The sequence below is a fragment of the Mucilaginibacter sp. PAMC 26640 genome, from assembly GCA_001596135.1.
Lineage (GTDB): Bacteria > Bacteroidota > Bacteroidia > Sphingobacteriales > Sphingobacteriaceae > Mucilaginibacter.
This window is the reverse complement of the sequence record CP014773.1, coordinates 2367897-2384183: the sequence shown is the minus strand read 5'-3', so window position 1 is coordinate 2384183 and position 16287 is coordinate 2367897. Positions and strand designations below refer to the sequence as shown.

General features: G+C 43.9%; 14 protein-coding genes and 1 pseudogene. 13 read left to right on the top strand and 2 right to left on the bottom strand.

All coding sequences use genetic code 11. From position 1 onward, the window contains the following. The first annotated feature begins 118 nt into the window (after window positions 1-118). Entirely contained in the window at window positions 119-1624 is a 1506-nt protein-coding gene (locus A0256_10355; protein ID AMR31792.1) for a F0F1 ATP synthase subunit beta, read from the top strand. Between the two features lie 137 nt (window positions 1625-1761). Further along, on the top strand, window positions 1762-2010 hold the full coding sequence (locus A0256_10350; protein ID AMR31791.1) for a hypothetical protein: 249 nt from the start codon (window positions 1762-1764) through the stop codon (window positions 2008-2010). 82 nt (window positions 2011-2092) lie between these two features. Here A0256_10350 and A0256_10345 read toward each other — a convergent pair whose 3' ends face one another. Then, window positions 2093-2836 carry a hypothetical protein gene (locus A0256_10345; GenBank protein AMR31790.1) on the bottom strand — a complete coding sequence of 248 codons (744 nt, stop codon included), beginning with the start codon at window positions 2834-2836 and terminating at the stop codon, window positions 2093-2095. A 20-nt stretch (window positions 2837-2856) separates the two neighbouring features. After that, the gene (locus tag A0256_10340) at window positions 2857-3045 is read right to left on the bottom strand and encodes a hypothetical protein (protein ID AMR31789.1); all 189 of its coding nucleotides are present in this window, start codon (window positions 3043-3045) and stop codon (window positions 2857-2859) included. 561 nt (window positions 3046-3606) lie between these two features. Between A0256_10340 and A0256_10335 the strand changes: the two genes are divergently transcribed. The 11 genes and pseudogenes from A0256_10335 (at window position 3607) to A0256_10285 (ending at window position 16254) form a co-directional block, all read left to right on the top strand. Next, entirely contained in the window at window positions 3607-5286 is a 1680-nt protein-coding gene (locus A0256_10335) for a dihydroxy-acid dehydratase (GenBank protein AMR34505.1), read from the top strand. A gap of 88 nt (window positions 5287-5374) precedes the next feature. Continuing rightward, a complete protein-coding gene (locus A0256_10330) occupies window positions 5375-7126 on the top strand; it encodes an acetolactate synthase catalytic subunit (GenBank protein AMR31788.1) in 1752 nt (583 codons plus the stop codon). A 38-nt stretch (window positions 7127-7164) separates the two neighbouring features. Then, a complete protein-coding gene (locus tag A0256_10325) occupies window positions 7165-7770 on the top strand; it encodes an acetolactate synthase small subunit (protein ID AMR31787.1) in 606 nt (201 codons plus the stop codon). 184 nt (window positions 7771-7954) lie between these two features. Further along, a complete protein-coding gene (locus A0256_10320) occupies window positions 7955-8617 on the top strand; it encodes a hypothetical protein (GenBank protein AMR31786.1) in 663 nt (220 codons plus the stop codon). 86 nt (window positions 8618-8703) lie between these two features. Beyond that, window positions 8704-9762 carry a ketol-acid reductoisomerase gene (locus tag A0256_10315; protein ID AMR31785.1) on the top strand — a complete coding sequence of 353 codons (1059 nt, stop codon included), beginning with the start codon at window positions 8704-8706 and terminating at the stop codon, window positions 9760-9762. Between the two features lie 189 nt (window positions 9763-9951). Continuing rightward, on the top strand, window positions 9952-11367 hold the full coding sequence (locus A0256_10310) for an isopropylmalate isomerase (protein ID AMR31784.1): 1416 nt from the start codon (window positions 9952-9954) through the stop codon (window positions 11365-11367). Window positions 11368-11512: 145 nt separating this feature from the next. Next, window positions 11513-12103: a 3-isopropylmalate dehydratase gene (locus tag A0256_10305; protein ID AMR31783.1), complete on the top strand. Its 591-nt coding sequence runs from the start codon at window positions 11513-11515 to the stop codon at window positions 12101-12103. A 113-nt stretch (window positions 12104-12216) separates the two neighbouring features. Beyond that, window positions 12217-13014: a methyltransferase gene (locus A0256_10300; protein ID AMR31782.1), complete on the top strand. Its 798-nt coding sequence runs from the start codon at window positions 12217-12219 to the stop codon at window positions 13012-13014. 35 nt (window positions 13015-13049) lie between these two features. After that, window positions 13050-14120 (top strand): 3-isopropylmalate dehydrogenase, encoded by a 1071-nt coding sequence (locus tag A0256_10295; protein AMR31781.1) that lies wholly within the window; start codon window positions 13050-13052, stop codon window positions 14118-14120. Window positions 14121-14272: 152 nt separating this feature from the next. Further along, window positions 14273-15028 (top strand): methyltransferase type 11, encoded by a 756-nt coding sequence (locus A0256_10290; GenBank protein ID AMR31780.1) that lies wholly within the window; start codon window positions 14273-14275, stop codon window positions 15026-15028. 95 nt (window positions 15029-15123) lie between these two features. Further along, window positions 15124-16254, top strand: a pseudogene (locus A0256_10285) (2-isopropylmalate synthase). The last annotated feature ends 33 nt before the right edge of the window (window positions 16255-16287 follow it).

Here is a 16287-nt window from a genome sequence, read left to right as displayed (position 1 = left end):
CCTGAGATAACTATTTAAATATTTGGCAATAAACCTTAACTTTGCGCCTCTGAAATAGTACCGTTGTTGTTACATCGCATCCGTTTCAATTAAAATTCTTTAAAACACCAGGTAATATATGCCAAACATTGGAAAAATATCACGGATCATCGGTCCGGTAGTTGACGTAAGTTTCGCTGATGATGCACATCTTCCTAAGATTTACGATGCGCTTGAGATCACTAAGGACAACGGACAAAAAGTTATTTTAGAAGTTCAGCAACACTTAGGAGAGGATCGTGTGCGTGCAATCGCCATGGATTCAACCGACGGTTTACTGCGTGGAATGAAAGTATTAGATACTGAAGCAGCGATTAAGATGCCGGTTGGTGATGCGATCAAAGGACGCGTATTCAATGTTGTTGGAGATGCTATCGATGGTATCCCTAATCTTGACAAAAGCGAGGGCCGGTCTATCCACGCCACTCCTCCGCGTTTTGAAGACCTTTCTACAGAAACTACAGCACTATTTACCGGTATCAAAGTTATCGACTTACTGGAGCCTTATGTAAAGGGTGGTAAAATCGGTTTGTTTGGTGGCGCCGGTGTTGGTAAAACCGTATTGATACAGGAATTGATCAACAACATCGCGAAAGCTTATGCAGGTTTATCTGTATTTGCAGGTGTAGGTGAGCGTACCCGTGAAGGTAATGATTTGCTGCGCGAGATGCTGGAATCGGGCATTATAAAATACGGTGATGCATTTATGCATTCCATGGAAGAAGGCGGATGGGATCTTTCAGTGATCGATCCTGAAGCTTTGAAAGAATCAAAAGCAACATTCGTTTTCGGCCAGATGAACGAGCCTCCCGGTGCACGTGCACGTGTGGCATTATCAGGCTTAACCCTTGCGGAATACTTCCGTGATGGTGACGAAGAAGGTAAAGGCCGTGATATCCTTTTCTTTATTGATAACATTTTCCGCTTTACCCAGGCAGGTTCTGAAGTATCTGCACTTTTGGGCCGTATGCCATCTGCAGTAGGTTACCAGCCAACGCTGGCAACAGAAATGGGTACCATGCAGGAGCGTATCACTTCAACCAAACGTGGTTCAATTACATCTGTACAGGCCGTTTACGTACCTGCGGATGATTTAACTGACCCTGCACCGGCAACAACATTTGCCCACTTAGATGCTACAACCGTACTTTCACGTAAAATTGCCGAGCTGGGAATCTATCCGGCGGTGGATCCTTTGGATTCTACCTCACGTATCTTGAGTGCAGCTATTTTGGGCGACGAGCATTACAACACCGCTCAGCGCGTTAAAGAAACTTTACAACGCTACAAAGAGTTACAGGATATCATCGCCATCTTAGGTATGGATGAGTTATCTGAAGAAGATAAATTAACAGTATCCCGTGCACGCCGTGTTCAGCGTTTCCTTTCTCAGCCGTTCTTTGTGGCAGAGCAATTCACCGGTTTGAAAGGTGTATTGGTTGACATCAAAGACACCATAAAAGGTTTCAACATGATCATGGATGGCGAAGTAGATGAGTACCCTGAGGCAGCATTTAACCTGGTGGGCAGCATTGAAGACGCTATAGAAAAAGGCAAGAAATTATTGGCTGAAGCTAATAATTAAGATTTGGTAACAGTTAAATAGTATCAAGTATTTAGTATCAAGTAGCAAGATTTCTAGCTGCCTGACACTACAGATTCCTAATTGATACTAACTACTTGATACTTGATACTAACTATTAAATACTTGATACCAACGAAATGACATTAGAAATTCTTACCCCTGATAAAAAAGTTTTCGAAGGCGAGGCTACCTCGGTTACCTTACCTGGTACTTTAGGCTTTTTCGAGATCCTGAACAACCACGCTCCTATCATTTCTACTTTAAATGATGGTAAACTTGTGGTGAGAGACAATGGAAAAGAAGAGACTTTTTTTATCCATGGTGGTGTAGTAGAAGCTTTAAACAATAAAGTAACTGTACTAGCCGAAGGTATTACACACAAATAGAACTTTTAATAATGATACGGAAACGCCCGGGCAATTTGTCCGGGCGTTTTTTGTGCTAAAAATATTGAAAGGTGGTGCTATACTACAAACTCCCACCCTCTAAAACTGCAGTAATGGTCATGGGATAGGTTAACCCTCCGGGAGTATTGGGGCTATCCTTTATCTGTACAGTACCTGTAATGATCTTGGTTACCTTCGTTTCGGTAATCCATCCGGTTTTCCTGTTTATCTTAAGCTTGGCCGCAGCTGTGCCGGTAACATCTGTTAAGCGCATCGTTATGCCATTAGATTCCTTAAAGGTGGGCACTTCAGTTTTGTTGGATACAATCACTGCGTTACCGCTAACCAAATAATTATCCGTATCAACGTTATCCAGCATGTACGTCATCCTGGTATTTACCGATGCAAATCCCGTTTCTATAGTGGTTTGCGTAACCCAGGTAGTTTTAGGACTCAAATCCATCTTTGGATAAATCACAAATGCATCCTGGATTTTTCCTTTAATTGATTTTTCACCAAAAGCTTTTTGCATCTGGGCTTTAAACTGTGTTTTCTGTGCATCACTAAGTGTAGGAAGGGTGTTAAACATAGTCGAATAAAGCGTGTCGATGTGCTTGATAGCGAGCACCCGGCCCGTTTTGCTCATCGTCATTAAAAAAGGCTTATTCATCATTCCCATCATTAACTTAGAAAACAGATCCTCCTTAGCGCCATCAGAATTAAAATCCATTGTCTTGTCCCCTATCTGCATCTTCATACCCACTTTTCGGTAGGCTAGTTCCATCTCGTACACGGTATCTTTAATAGAGATAACTTTATGAGACATTTTACCGAAAATAGAAGTTATCACCTGCTGATGCACCCATTTATCAACTGGTCGATATCCATCCTTGCATTCGTAGATAAATAATAAATGCTGTCTTTTTCAAGATTGAGTGCAAGCTTTACTTTTTGCGAATAACTGCACAGGCTGGCCAGTAGCAGTGATAAGGTTAGGAGTTTTTTCATTTGTTTGTGATTGGTGTAAATATGCATATTGTTTGTACCAATATCAACAGCTCAAACATCACCTGCCAAAAATATACCTGAGCGCTTCTATTAACAATCGGAATGACTACATTTGGATGCGTTTAGCAGCAACCAGATATATGAACATTTTAAATAACAACAACATGATAGTGGCACAAGTCATTATTAATATATAGAAATTTTATACTGGTAGTGTAGCGTCTGGTCAGTATTGTCCAGACTTTTTTTTTGACAACTTTTTTAGTTCTGATCATCATTTCAGGCAGAATTTCGAGATGTTGCTATGCATGCATAAAATACATACCGAATACCGTTTTAAACTTTGGTATAAGATGTAAAAAATTATATTTTATTTTAAAATATTTTTACACCTTTTAATTCCGTATTTTACTAATTATAAAAATTTAATACTTTTTTAAAATATTTTTTTGATCAGTTGCAAATCAATATAGCTATATCTAACTTAACAGAAACAGATTACAACCTAATAGTCAGCAATAAGATTTAACGGTTGTATTAGTCCTAAAAAATAGAAAAATGAGTTCATCATCAGATACTTCAGCAGCTATAGAATTAAATAAGTATAGCAAAACGTTTACGCAGGATCCTACCCAGCCTGCGGCACAGGCCATGCTATACGGTATTGGCTTAACCGATGATGATATGCGTAAAGCACAGGTTGGCGTGGCCAGCATGGGTTATGATGGCAATACCTGTAACATGCACCTGAATGATTTGGCCAAACTGGTTAAACAAGGCATTTGGAATGAAGATATGGTGGGCCTGATATTTCATACCATTGGCGTAAGCGATGGCATGAGTAACGGCACCGAAGGGATGCGCTACTCTTTAGTGAGCCGCGATATCATTGCCGATTCGATTGAAGCGGTTACCGGTGCACAATATTATGATGGCTTAATTACCCTTCCGGGTTGTGATAAAAATATGCCTGGCTCTATTATGGCTATGGGCCGGTTAAACCGCCCATCCATTATGGTTTATGGTGGCACTATCAAACCCGGACATTGGAAGGGTGAAGATCTTAATATAGTATCGGCATTTGAAGCTTTGGGTAAAAAAATGGCAGGCACTATTACACCTGAGGATTTCATGGGCGTGATTAAAAACGCATGCCCAAGCGCTGGTGCATGTGGTGGTGTTTACACGGCTAATACAATGGCCGCAGCTATCGAAGCACTGGGAATGAGTTTACCATACTCCTCATCTAACCCGGCGTTAAGCGAAGAGAAAAAAGCGGAGTGCCTGGCAGCAGGAGCCGCAATTAAAATATTGTTAGAGAAAGACATTAAGCCATCTGACATCATGACCCGCGAAGCATTTGAAAATGCAATGGTGGTGATTATGGTTTTAGGTGGCAGCACTAATGCAGTACTGCACATGATTGCAATGGCGAAAAGTGTTGATCTTAAAGTAACACAGGACGATTTCCAAACCGTAAGTAACCGCATCCCGGTATTGGCAGATATGAAACCAAGCGGCCAGTACATGATGGAGGATCTGCACAACATCGGCGGTGTGCCTGCTGTAATGAAATATTGTTTGGCCCAGGGCTGGCTGCATGGCGATTGCCTTACCGTTACCGGCAAAACCATAGCCGAAAACTTAGCAGAGGTACCAGAATTGGATTTTGACACCCAAAAAATTATATGGCCGGTTGAAAAACCGGTTAAAGCCACTGGTCACTTGCAGATCCTCTACGGAAATATAGCCGAAGGCGGTAGTGTAGCTAAGATCAGCGGTAAAGAGGGAACCCATTTTGAAGGCCCTGCCCGCGTATTTGATGGTGAATTTGAATTGATTGCTGGCATCCAGAGCGGTCGTGTTCAAAAAGGGGATGTAGTAGTAATTCGTAATGTGGGCCCGAAAGGTGCACCCGGCATGCCGGAAATGCTGAAGCCAACATCTGCCATATTTGGCGCAGGTTTAGGCAGCTCGGTAGCCTTAATTACTGACGGGCGCTTTAGCGGCGGTACGCATGGCTTTGTGGTGGGGCACATCACACCTGAAGCTTATGATGGTGGTGCTATTGGCTTGATTAAAGATGAAGATAAGATCATCATTGATGCAACAACCAACAAGATCAATGTAATCCTATCCGATGAAGAAATGGCCTCGCGCAAGGCGGCCTGGCAACAACCGGCACTAAAGGTGACTAAAGGCTTATTATACCGCTACGCAAAAACGGTTACATCAGCAGCAGAGGGTTGCGTAACAGATGAGATGTAAGCACCTAACCCTTTAGGGGGAACAAAGTGCTGAATAAATAACAATAATATTAATCAAAAACTCCCCCTTAAGGGGGTTGGGGGACTAAATGGAAGTACAAGCAATCACACAGGAAATCGGTGAAATCGAAGAAAAATCGGTGAAATCATTTGAAGAAGTTTCAGGCTCGGTAGCATTACTGGAGGCTTTGATAGTGGAAGGTGTGGAAACCATTTTTGGTTATCCCGGCGGCGCTATCATGCCAATTTATGATGCATTATACGATTATAAAGAAAAACTGAACCACATCCTTGTCCGCCACGAGCAAGGCGGTATTCACGCCGGGCAGGGATATGCACGCACATCAGGCAAAGTAGGTGTAGTATTTGCAACTAGCGGACCCGGTGCCACTAACTTAGTTACCGGTTTGGCTGATGCTCAAATTGACAGCACGCCTTTAGTTTGTATCACCGGGCAGGTTTTCGCACACCTTTTAGGCACCGATGCCTTTCAGGAAACAGATGTGATCAATATTACTACGCCGGTAACCAAATGGAACTACCAGGTAACGGATGCAAACGAAATTCCGGAAGTAATTGCGAAAGCTTTTTATATCGCCAAGAGCGGCAGACCTGGTCCGGTTTTAATCGATATCACCAAAAACGCGCAGATCCAGAAGTTCAATTACGAGGGTTATGTAAAATGTAACCATATCCGCAGTTACAGGCCAAAACCAATTGTTAGGCCACAATATATCCAGGAGGCTGCAGAACTGATCAACGCTGCAAAGAAACCATTTATCATATGGGGGCAGGGTGTACTTTTGGGCAGCGCCGAGCATGAATTTAAAACCTTTGTAGAAAAAACCGGCATCCCCGCGGCCTGGACTATCCTGGGTGTTGGCGCTATCCCTACAGATCACCCACAAAATGTAGGGATGCTAGGCATGCATGGCAACTATGGGCCAAACGTATTAACGAATGATTGTGATGTGCTTATTGCGATAGGTATGCGTTTTGACGACCGTGTTACCGGCCGTTTAGATAAATATGCAAAACAGGCCAAGGTTATCCATCTGGACATTGACCCTGCTGAGATTGACAAGAACGTAAAATCAACGGTACCGGTTTGGGGCGATTGTAAAGAAACCTTACCCATGTTAACAGCCTTGGTAGCGGAGAAGCAACATACCGACTGGCTGAAATTATTTAACGAATACACAGCAAAAGAAGTTGAAGCCGTTATAGACAACGAATTGAACCCGGGCACGGGCGAGATGACCATGGGTGAGGTGATTAAACAACTGAACGAGATCACTAAAGGTGAAGCGGTTATTGTTACTGATGTAGGCCAGCACCAAATGGTAGCCTGCCGTTACGCTAAGTTTAACAACACCCGGAGCAATGTTACCAGCGGCGGCTTAGGTACTATGGGGTTTGCCCTCCCTGCGGCTATTGGCGCTAAATTTGGTGCAAAGGACCGCGATGTAGTTGCCATTATTGGTGATGGTGGATTCCAGATGACCCTGCAGGAATTGGGTACCATTATGCAAAGTAAGGTGAACGTTAAGATCATCATCCTCAATAACCGTTTCCTGGGCATGGTGCGCCAATGGCAGGAGCTGTTTAACTCACGCAGATACTCATTCGTAGACATTCAAAGTCCGGATTTTGTAATGGTAGCTAAAGGTTACGGCATTGCAGGAAAAATGATAGATGAGCGCGACAACCTGGTTTCATCGCTAAAAGAAATGATGGATCATGACGGCGCTTACCTGCTGGAAGTGATGGTAACCAAAGAGAACAATGTGTTCCCGATGGTTCCACAGGGATGCAGTGTATCAGAAATCAGGTTAAAATAGGCTCCTTACTCCCGAAAGGGGGAATAACAAAATCAACAATGGACACAATAGAGAACGAAAAGCAGGAATATAATATAACGGTTTATACCGAAAACCAGATCGGTTTGTTAAACCGCATTGCCATCATTTTCACCCGTCGTAAGATCAATATCGACAGTTTGAACACATCTCCATCGGAGATCGACAGCATTCACCGGTTCAATATCGTGATAACCGAATCTGAAGAAGTAGTGCGCAAGCTTACCCGCCAGATAGAAAAGCAAGTGGAGGTATTGAAAGTCTACTACCATACCAACGAAGATGTAATTTGGCAGGAACTGGCGTTATACAAAATGAGTACGGATGTTATTGCTGAAAAGGTGAGCGTTGAGCGTTTGCTGCGCGAGAATGGTGCACGCGCTGTAGTGATCCGTAAAGATTACACGGTATTTGAAACTACCGGCCATCGCGAAGAAACCGACAACCTTATCAAGATCCTGCAACCTTACGGCTTGATAGAATTTGTACGCAGCGCTCGGGTGGCCATTATCAAAAATAGCGACGGTTTCAACAGCAAGCTCCGCGAATTTGAAAGACTGGAACCGGGAGAAGATGTAGTAGAGAACGAATACCTGAATAAGGGCCAGAAGGTGTTTACAATGTAGAATATCTTCGGCACCCGAAGGAATAATTGGCACTAATAAGATGAACGAAAACCGCAAAGTAACTTTAAGCATACTCTTCGGCTTGCTGAGGAGTAAGCGCCCGTTTTCTATTGTAGGGCTAATATTTAGTTCGGTTTCCCTTTTCGTGCTATTGCCAATAATAACCTTCCATTCGTTTACAATAATGGAGCCTTACGAGAAGTACGACTACAGGGAAATAAAACAGAAGGGTACTGAACTACAAGCTGCAATTACCCTTATACATTCGGTAGATAACTTAAGCTATAATGGGCAACACCCAATAGTATTGAGTTATAGATACGATAATAATGGAACTGTCGCTGAGGATAAATTTGAAACACTTGGCTCGGAAAAAATTACAGCTCTTGGTTTAGATAGCAGCAAAACTGCCACGGTGTTTGTTTATAAAAATCAATCAGTAGTTAAAGATCTGGATCAATTTTCATTTCCTATCGATACATTTTATATCTTACCTGGCATCTTTTTGCTGATAGGAATACCGTTTCTACTGATCGGACTTATACCAGCATTGAGGGTCTACAATTTATACAAAACCGGATTGGTTAAAGATGCCTATCTGATTTCGATGGAATCAATTACCGGAGGTTTGCTTGCGACACGCTTCAGGCAAAGTATTGAGGTAAATTATTATTACCTCAATCAAGTAAAAGACAAGATATTTGAAAAATCAAATACAACTGATCTCCTGATATTGAATGATAAGAAAGAAGGCGATGTGATAAAAATCTTCATTTCTAAAACCGACGAACATAACACTTGCATAGTACCAAGGCTGGAAGCTATGAAATACAAGTGGAGCATCTAAAAAGAATAAAAGTATAAATCAAAATAAAACAAAAGCATCGGTATAATCAAAGCAAAGTCGGTGTAATCATAAACAACAATAAAACAATGGCAAAACTAAATTTCGGCGGTAGTGAAGAAAATGTAGTAACCCGCGAGGAGTTCCCTTTAGCAAAAGCTCAGGATGTATTAAAAAACGAAACAGTAGCTGTAATTGGCTACGGTGTTCAGGGTCCGGGCCAGGCGCTCAATCAAAAAGATAATGGCATAAACGTAATTGTTGGCCAGCGTAAAAATTCAAAATCATGGGATAAAGCGGTTAGCGATGGCTTTGTACCCGGCGAAACTCTTTTTGAAATTGAGGAAGCACTTGAAAAAGGAACCATCATTTGCTACCTGCTAAGCGATGCCGCACAAATTGCGTTATGGCCAACCGTTAAAAAACACTTAACCCCGGGTAAAGCACTTTACTTTTCTCATGGTTTTGGTATTACATTTAAAGAGCAGACCGGCATTGTCCCTCCTGCAGATGTGGATGTATTTTTGGTTGCACCTAAAGGTTCGGGCACTTCATTGCGCCGTATGTTCCTGCAGGGTCGTGGCTTAAACTCTAGCTACGCAATCTTCCAGGATGCTACCGGTAAGGCTTTTGAGCGTGTAATCGCTTTGGGTATTGCTGTGGGCAGCGGTTACCTGTTCGAAACAGATTTCAAAAAAGAGGTATATAGCGATTTAACCGGCGAGCGTGGCACGCTGATGGGCTGTATCCAGGGAATCTTTGCTGCACAATACGATGTATTGCGCGCTAACGGTCACTCACCGTCTGAGTCTTTCAACGAAACAGTTGAAGAGCTTACCCAATCGTTAATGCCATTGGTTGCAGAAAATGGTATGGACTGGATGTACGCCAACTGCTCTACCACTGCACAACGCGGTGCTTTAGACTGGTGGAAAAAATTCCGTGACGCTACAAAACCTGTTTTTGAAGAATTATACAATAGCGTAGCAACCGGTGTTGAATCACAAAAATCTATCGACAGCAACAGTAAATCCGATTACCGCGAAAAACTGGATGCTGAATTAGCTGAATTACGCGAAAGTGAATTATGGCAGGCAGGTAAAACTGTGCGCAGCTTGCGCCCGGAAAACCAGGCCGTAGAAGCTTAATAAAAGTATCAGGTAGTTAGTATCAAGTAGCAAGATTTTGATTTGCTGCAGGTACTAACTACTTGTTATAAATACCGATATGCAGTATAAAAGTAGACGTGGCAGAATAAGCACAGTTTTGATACTAAATCGTTGGTACTATATATCTGATACTAACTACTTGATACTAAATACTTGATACTAATAGAAATGGCAAAGACATTATTCGATAAAATTTGGGATGCGCACGTCGTCAGTAGTAACGAGGGCTTTCCAGATATTTTATACATCGATACGCATTTTATCCACGAGGTAACCAGTCCGCAGGCATTTGATGGCTTACGGGTAAGAGGCTTACCAGTTTTCAGGCCAAAACAAACCGTTGCCACGGCCGATCACAACGTCCCAACCTGGGACCAGCACCTCCCCATTAAAGAAGAACTTTCCCGATACCAGGTGGATATGCTTACTAAAAACTGCGCAGAGTTCGGCATCGAGCTTTATGGTCTAGGCCATCCTTTCCAGGGTATCGTCCACGTTATAGGCCCAGAATTGGGTATCACCCGTCCGGGTGGCACTTACGTTTGCGGTGACAGCCACACCTCTACACACGGTGCATTCGGTGCGATAGCTTTTGGTATCGGCACCTCACAGGTGGAACAGGTAATGGCTACCCAGTGTTTATTGCAACAGCGCCCTAAGCGCATGAAGATAGAAGTCAACGGCACTTTGCAAAAAGGTGTTGGCGCTAAAGATATTATCCTGTATATCATCTCGCAGATCTCTGCAGCCGGTGGTACAGGGTACGCGGTAGAATATGCCGGTGATACCATCCGATCGTTAAGTATGGAAGGCCGCATGACCATCTGTAACATGAGCATCGAAATGGGTGCCCGTTGCGGACTCATTGCGCCTGATGAAACAACAATTAACTACGTAAAAGGCCGCGAATTTGCCCCCGAAGGCGAAGAATGGAATAAGGCCGTAGCTTATTGGGAAACCTTGTATTCTGATGCAGATGCAGCGTTTGACAGTATATTAAGCTTTAAAGCTGAAGATATTGAGCCGATGATCACCTACGGAACCAATCCGGGTATGGGCATCGGTGTTACGCAACACGTTCCGGAAACATCGTCTTTTGAACAAAAAGAGCAGGGCTCTTATGCAAAGGCATTAGCCTATATGGGCCTGCAGGATGATGAACAATTGTTAGGCAAACCAATTGATTACGTATTCATTGGCAGTTGTACCAACAGCAGGATTGAAGATTTGCGCCAGGTTGCCGAATTTGTAAAAGGTAAGCACAAGGCAGATAACGTTACCGTATGGGTAGTACCCGGTTCCAAGCAAGTGCAGGAACAAGCCATCCGCGAAGGGCTGGATAAAGTATTTGACGCTGCAGGTTTCCCTTTACGCGAACCCGGCTGTAGCGCTTGCCTGGGTATGAACGAGGATAAAATACCAGCAGGCAAATACTGCGTATCCACCTCCAACCGCAACTTTGAGGGCAGGCAAGGGCCAAACTCCCGTACCTTTTTGGCAAGCCCGTTAACGGCTGCCGCAAGTGCCATAACAGGTGTAGTGACGGATATAAGGGAATTTTTAAAGGAAGAAGAATTAGTTTAAGTCAGATATGAGACGTGAGATTTGAGATATGAGACAAAAGACTCTGGCAATCTCAAATCTCATATCTAACATCTTAGATTTGAGATATGAGACAAAAGACTCTGGCAATCTCAAATCTCATATCTAACATCTCAAATCTAAATATATGGCAACCAAAATATTCAAACATATACAAACCAGTGTGGTACCGCTGCCTATCGAAAATATCGATACGGATCAGATCATTCCCGCCCGTTTTTTAAAGGCGACTACCCGGGAAGGTTTCGGCAACAATCTTTTTCGCGATTGGCGTTTTGATAACGACGGCAATCCAAAAACGGACTTCGTTCTTAATGAGCCCATATACAGCGGGAAGATCCTGGTAGCTGGTAAAAACTTTGGCTGCGGAAGTAGCCGGGAGCATGCCGCCTGGGCCATTGCCGATTATGGCTTTGATGCCGTAGTAAGCAGCTTTTTTGCAGATATATTTAAAGGCAACGCACTAAACAATGGCCTTTTGCCGGTACAGGTGAGCGAGGATTTCCTGGCCAAGATATTTGCAGCTGTATATGCAGATCCGCATGCGGTAATTGAAATTGATCTGGTAGATCAGTTTATTAAAATAGTAGCTACCGGCGAGCAGGAAAGCTTTGAGGTAAACCCTTACAAAAAAGCCTGCATGACCAACGGTTACGACGACATCGACTACATCCTCAGCAAAAAGGAATTGGTTGAGGAATTTGAGGAGGCAAGGTAAATAATAAACCTTCATCCCTTACTTGTTTCGGCAATACAATTTGGCTCAGCTTGAGGTCTAACACAAATTCAGCATAAAAACGTCAGTTTAAGGCTCAATGAACAAATAAAGTAATGAACCAGCAAAAGGAAATAAAACGGGAAGGCAAAGGCACCGCAAAGCTATTTGATGAGCGAAGCCTGAAGGCAGATTATGCTACCCTGCCACCGCTATTGCAGTCTGGCTGGAAAGTTTTAGATGTTGGTTGCGGCACGGGGGCTATTTCAAAAGATATAGCCTTATCTGTTGGGCCAACCGGCCAGGTAACCGGAATTGATAACACAGCCTATTTTATTCAAACTGGTAAAGAGACATATGCTGATATTAAAAACCTTGAGCTGATCCACACCGACCTGTTTGCTTATGAGCCGGCAGAAAAGTTCGATCTGATCACCGCAGCGAGGACCTTGCAATGGCTCAATAATCCGCAGGAGGCAGTGCTGAAATTAAAGTCGCTGCTAAAACCGGGTGGCATATTATCCATACTGGATTATAACCATGAAGATTTAGAATGGCAGCCACAACCGCCGGCAAGTATGCTGAGGTTTTACGCCACCTTCTTAAGATGGCGCGGAGATGCCGGCATGAATAATCACATTGCCGAAGATCTGCCGGCGTATTTTAGCGAGGCAGGCTTGAGCCATATGGAGGTTTTAAATGCAAATGAGGTTTACAGTAAAGGAAATGCGAATTTCGAGCACAAAATTGGCATCTGGTCATCGGTAGCACAAATGACGCAAATGGTGGATGAAGGATATATCAGCAATGAAGATCGCCTGCAAGCCATTGAAGAATATGATAACTGGATTAAAACAGATGCGGAACAGATGACTATGAAGTTGAAGGAAGTCCGCGGCGTAAATAACAAATAAGATAATTAAAATACCCTTTTAGGGGGTTGGGGCTTATGAATAAGAAAATCTTAGTAATACCTGGTGATGGAATCGGACCCGAGGTGACCACCTGGGGTAAAGCTGTTTTAGAGAAAATTGGCGATCAATACGGTCATGAGTTCACCTTCGATGAGGCACTGATGGGCCATGCCGGAATAGAGGCTACCGGTAGTCCCTTACCGGACGAAACATTGGCAAAAGCAAAAGCAAGCGATGCCATCTTGTTTGGTGCAATAGGCCATATCAAATATGACAACGACCCGTCTGCCAAGGTGCGCCCGGAGCAGGGCTTGTTAAAGATCCGCAAGGAACTGGGGCTTTATGCAAACCTGCGCCCAATTATGCTTTTTGATGAATTACTGGACGCATCGAGCTTAAAGCCGGAGATCCTGAAAGGGACAGATATCTTGTTCTTCAGAGAATTGACAGGCGACGTATATTTTGGCGAAAAGAAACGCAGCGAAGACAACAATACGGCATCCGACCTGATGGTTTACAGCCGTTATGAAGTAGAACGCATTGCCATCAAAGCTTACGAAGCAGCCATGGTGCGTGGTAAGAAGCTTTGTTCGGTAGATAAGGCAAATGTATTGGAGTCATCTCGTTTATGGCGTGAGGTGGTACAGGACATCGCCAAAAAATACCCGGAAGTAGAAACCGAGCATATGTTCATAGATAACGCTGCAATGCAATTGGTGAAAAACCCTAAAAAGTTTGACGTTGTGTTAACCGCTAACCTTTTTGGCGATATCCTTACTGATGAGGCATCGCAGATAGCGGGATCGATGGGGATGCTGGCATCGGCTTCTATCGGTGATGGAACCGGCTTCTTTGAACCTATCCATGGTTCAGCACATGACATTGCCGGGCAGGACAAAGCTAACCCGCTGGCCTCCATCCTATCGGTGGCACTAATGCTGGAGATCAGCTTTGGACTAAAGGATGAAGCGAAAGCGATTACAGCTGCCATAGACAAAACCTTAAAAGAGGGTTACCGCACCGGCGATATTGCAGATACCAACACCGACAAAAGCAAAATATTAGGCACTAAAGCCATGGGCGAAAAAGTGTTGGGGTACTTGTAAGCTGAAGCCCCCCGGCCCCCTGAAGGGGGAGTAGGAATTAGCGGCAGGATGACAAGATCCAAGAATAAAGACAGCAGCTGACTGATCTACAAAATCAATAGGTGAAAACACCGTTGGTGTAATTAAACAAAATCGGTGTAATCACCACAAATATGAAATGGAACGCTGAATTATATGACGAAAAGCACGCATTTGTTTACCAGTTTGGTGAGAATGTGCTGGAGCTGCTGGATGCTAAACCGGGTGAACGGGTTCTGGACCTGGGTTGCGGTACAGGCTATTTAACGGATCAGATCAGGTTGCAGGGCGCGCAGGTGACCGGTGCCGATGCCTCTGCAGACATGGTTAAGAAAGCGCATGCAACCTACCCGGAAGTAGATTTTGTGGTTGCCGATGGTGCTAAGTTCCATTTTGATGACCAGTTTGACGCAGTATTTTCTAACGCTACGCTGCACTGGATCAAGAAAGCAGATGCTGCCATTAAATGCGTTTATAATTCGCTGAAACCAGGCGGCCGCTTTGTTGCAGAAATGGGTGGCAAAGGCAATGTACAGCACCTGATCAATGCTACCAAACAAGTATTACGCAAGCATGGCCATGCCAAACAAGCCGAAACAGAGATCTGGTATTTCCCTTCGTTAAGCGAATACACTACCAGGCTGGAAGCAGCAGGTTTCAGGGTAACTTTTGCCTCGCACTTCGATAGGAAAACGCCGCTTCAGGATGGCGACCAGGGTGTTTCCAAATGGATCAGTATGTTTGCACCATTGTACCTCGTTGGCATTGCCAAAGAAGAAAAGCAGCAGATACTGGAAGAGATCACCGCCCTGCTGGAACCAGTATATAATGAGAACGGCCAATGGTTTGCCGATTATAAAAGATTAAGATTTATAGCAGTAAAAGAGTAGCGAGTATATAGTATCAAGTAGCAAGATAAAAATATGCATCATGTCTTGATACTTGATACTAACTACTTGATACTAAAATTTAAAACAAAAATATTATGTTACACGATCCTAACCGCGTTTATGTTTTTGATACCACGCTTCGCGATGGCGAGCAGGTACCGGGCTGCCAGCTTACCACTCCCGAAAAGATCGATATTGCCCGTGAGCTGGAGATACTGGGCGTAGATGTGATTGAAGCAGGTTTCCCGGTTTCAAGTCCGGGTGATTTTATGAGCGTTGTGGAAATTTCCAAAGCGGTTAAAGAGCCTGTTGTTTGCGCACTTACCCGTGCTAACAAAATGGATATTGACGTAGCCGTCGAATCGCTGAAGTATGCCAAACGCCCCCGGATCCATACCGGCATCGGTGCATCCGATATGCACATCAAAAACAAATTTAACAGCACCCGGGAAGAAATTCTGGAACGTGCCGTTGAAGCCGTTAAATACGCTAAAAAATCGGTAGAAGACATCGAATTTTATGCTGAAGATGCCGGTCGGGCTGATGTGGTATTCTTGGCACAAATGGTTGAAGCCGTTATAGCTGCCGGTGCAACTGTGGTGAACATTCCTGACACCAATGGTTACTGCCTGCCGGATCAATATGGCAGTAAGATCAAATTCCTGAAGGATAATGTCAAGAATATCGATCAGGCTATTATCTCGGTTCATTGCCACAATGACCTGGGCTTAGCTACGGCCAACTCTATTGCCGGTTTGCAAAACGGTGCCCGCCAGATAGAGGGTACGATTAACGGCATCGGCGAACGCGCCGGTAACACCGCTATAGAAGAAGTGGTGATGATCCTGAAAACCCATGCGGTGCTTGGCCTGCATACCAATATCAATAGCCGCAATTTCTTTGAAATGAGCCGCATGGTCAGCAGCCAGATGCGGATGCCGGTACAGCCCAACAAAGCTATTGTGGGCGCAAATGCTTTTGCACATAGCTCGGGCATTCACCAGGACGGCTTTTTGAAGAATCGTGAAAATTATGAGATCATTCGCCCGGAAGACGTTGGCTTCCCGAGCGCCAGCATTGTTTTAACCGCCCGCAGCGGCCGCCACGCGCTTAAATATCATTTGGAAAGACTTGGCCACAATTTAGATAAAGACGAGCTTTACGACGCATATAAACGCTTTTTAACACTTGCTGATGTAAAGTTGGACATCAATGACGACGACTTGCAGCAACTCATGGCTTTTAAGCTGGTAAAGAAC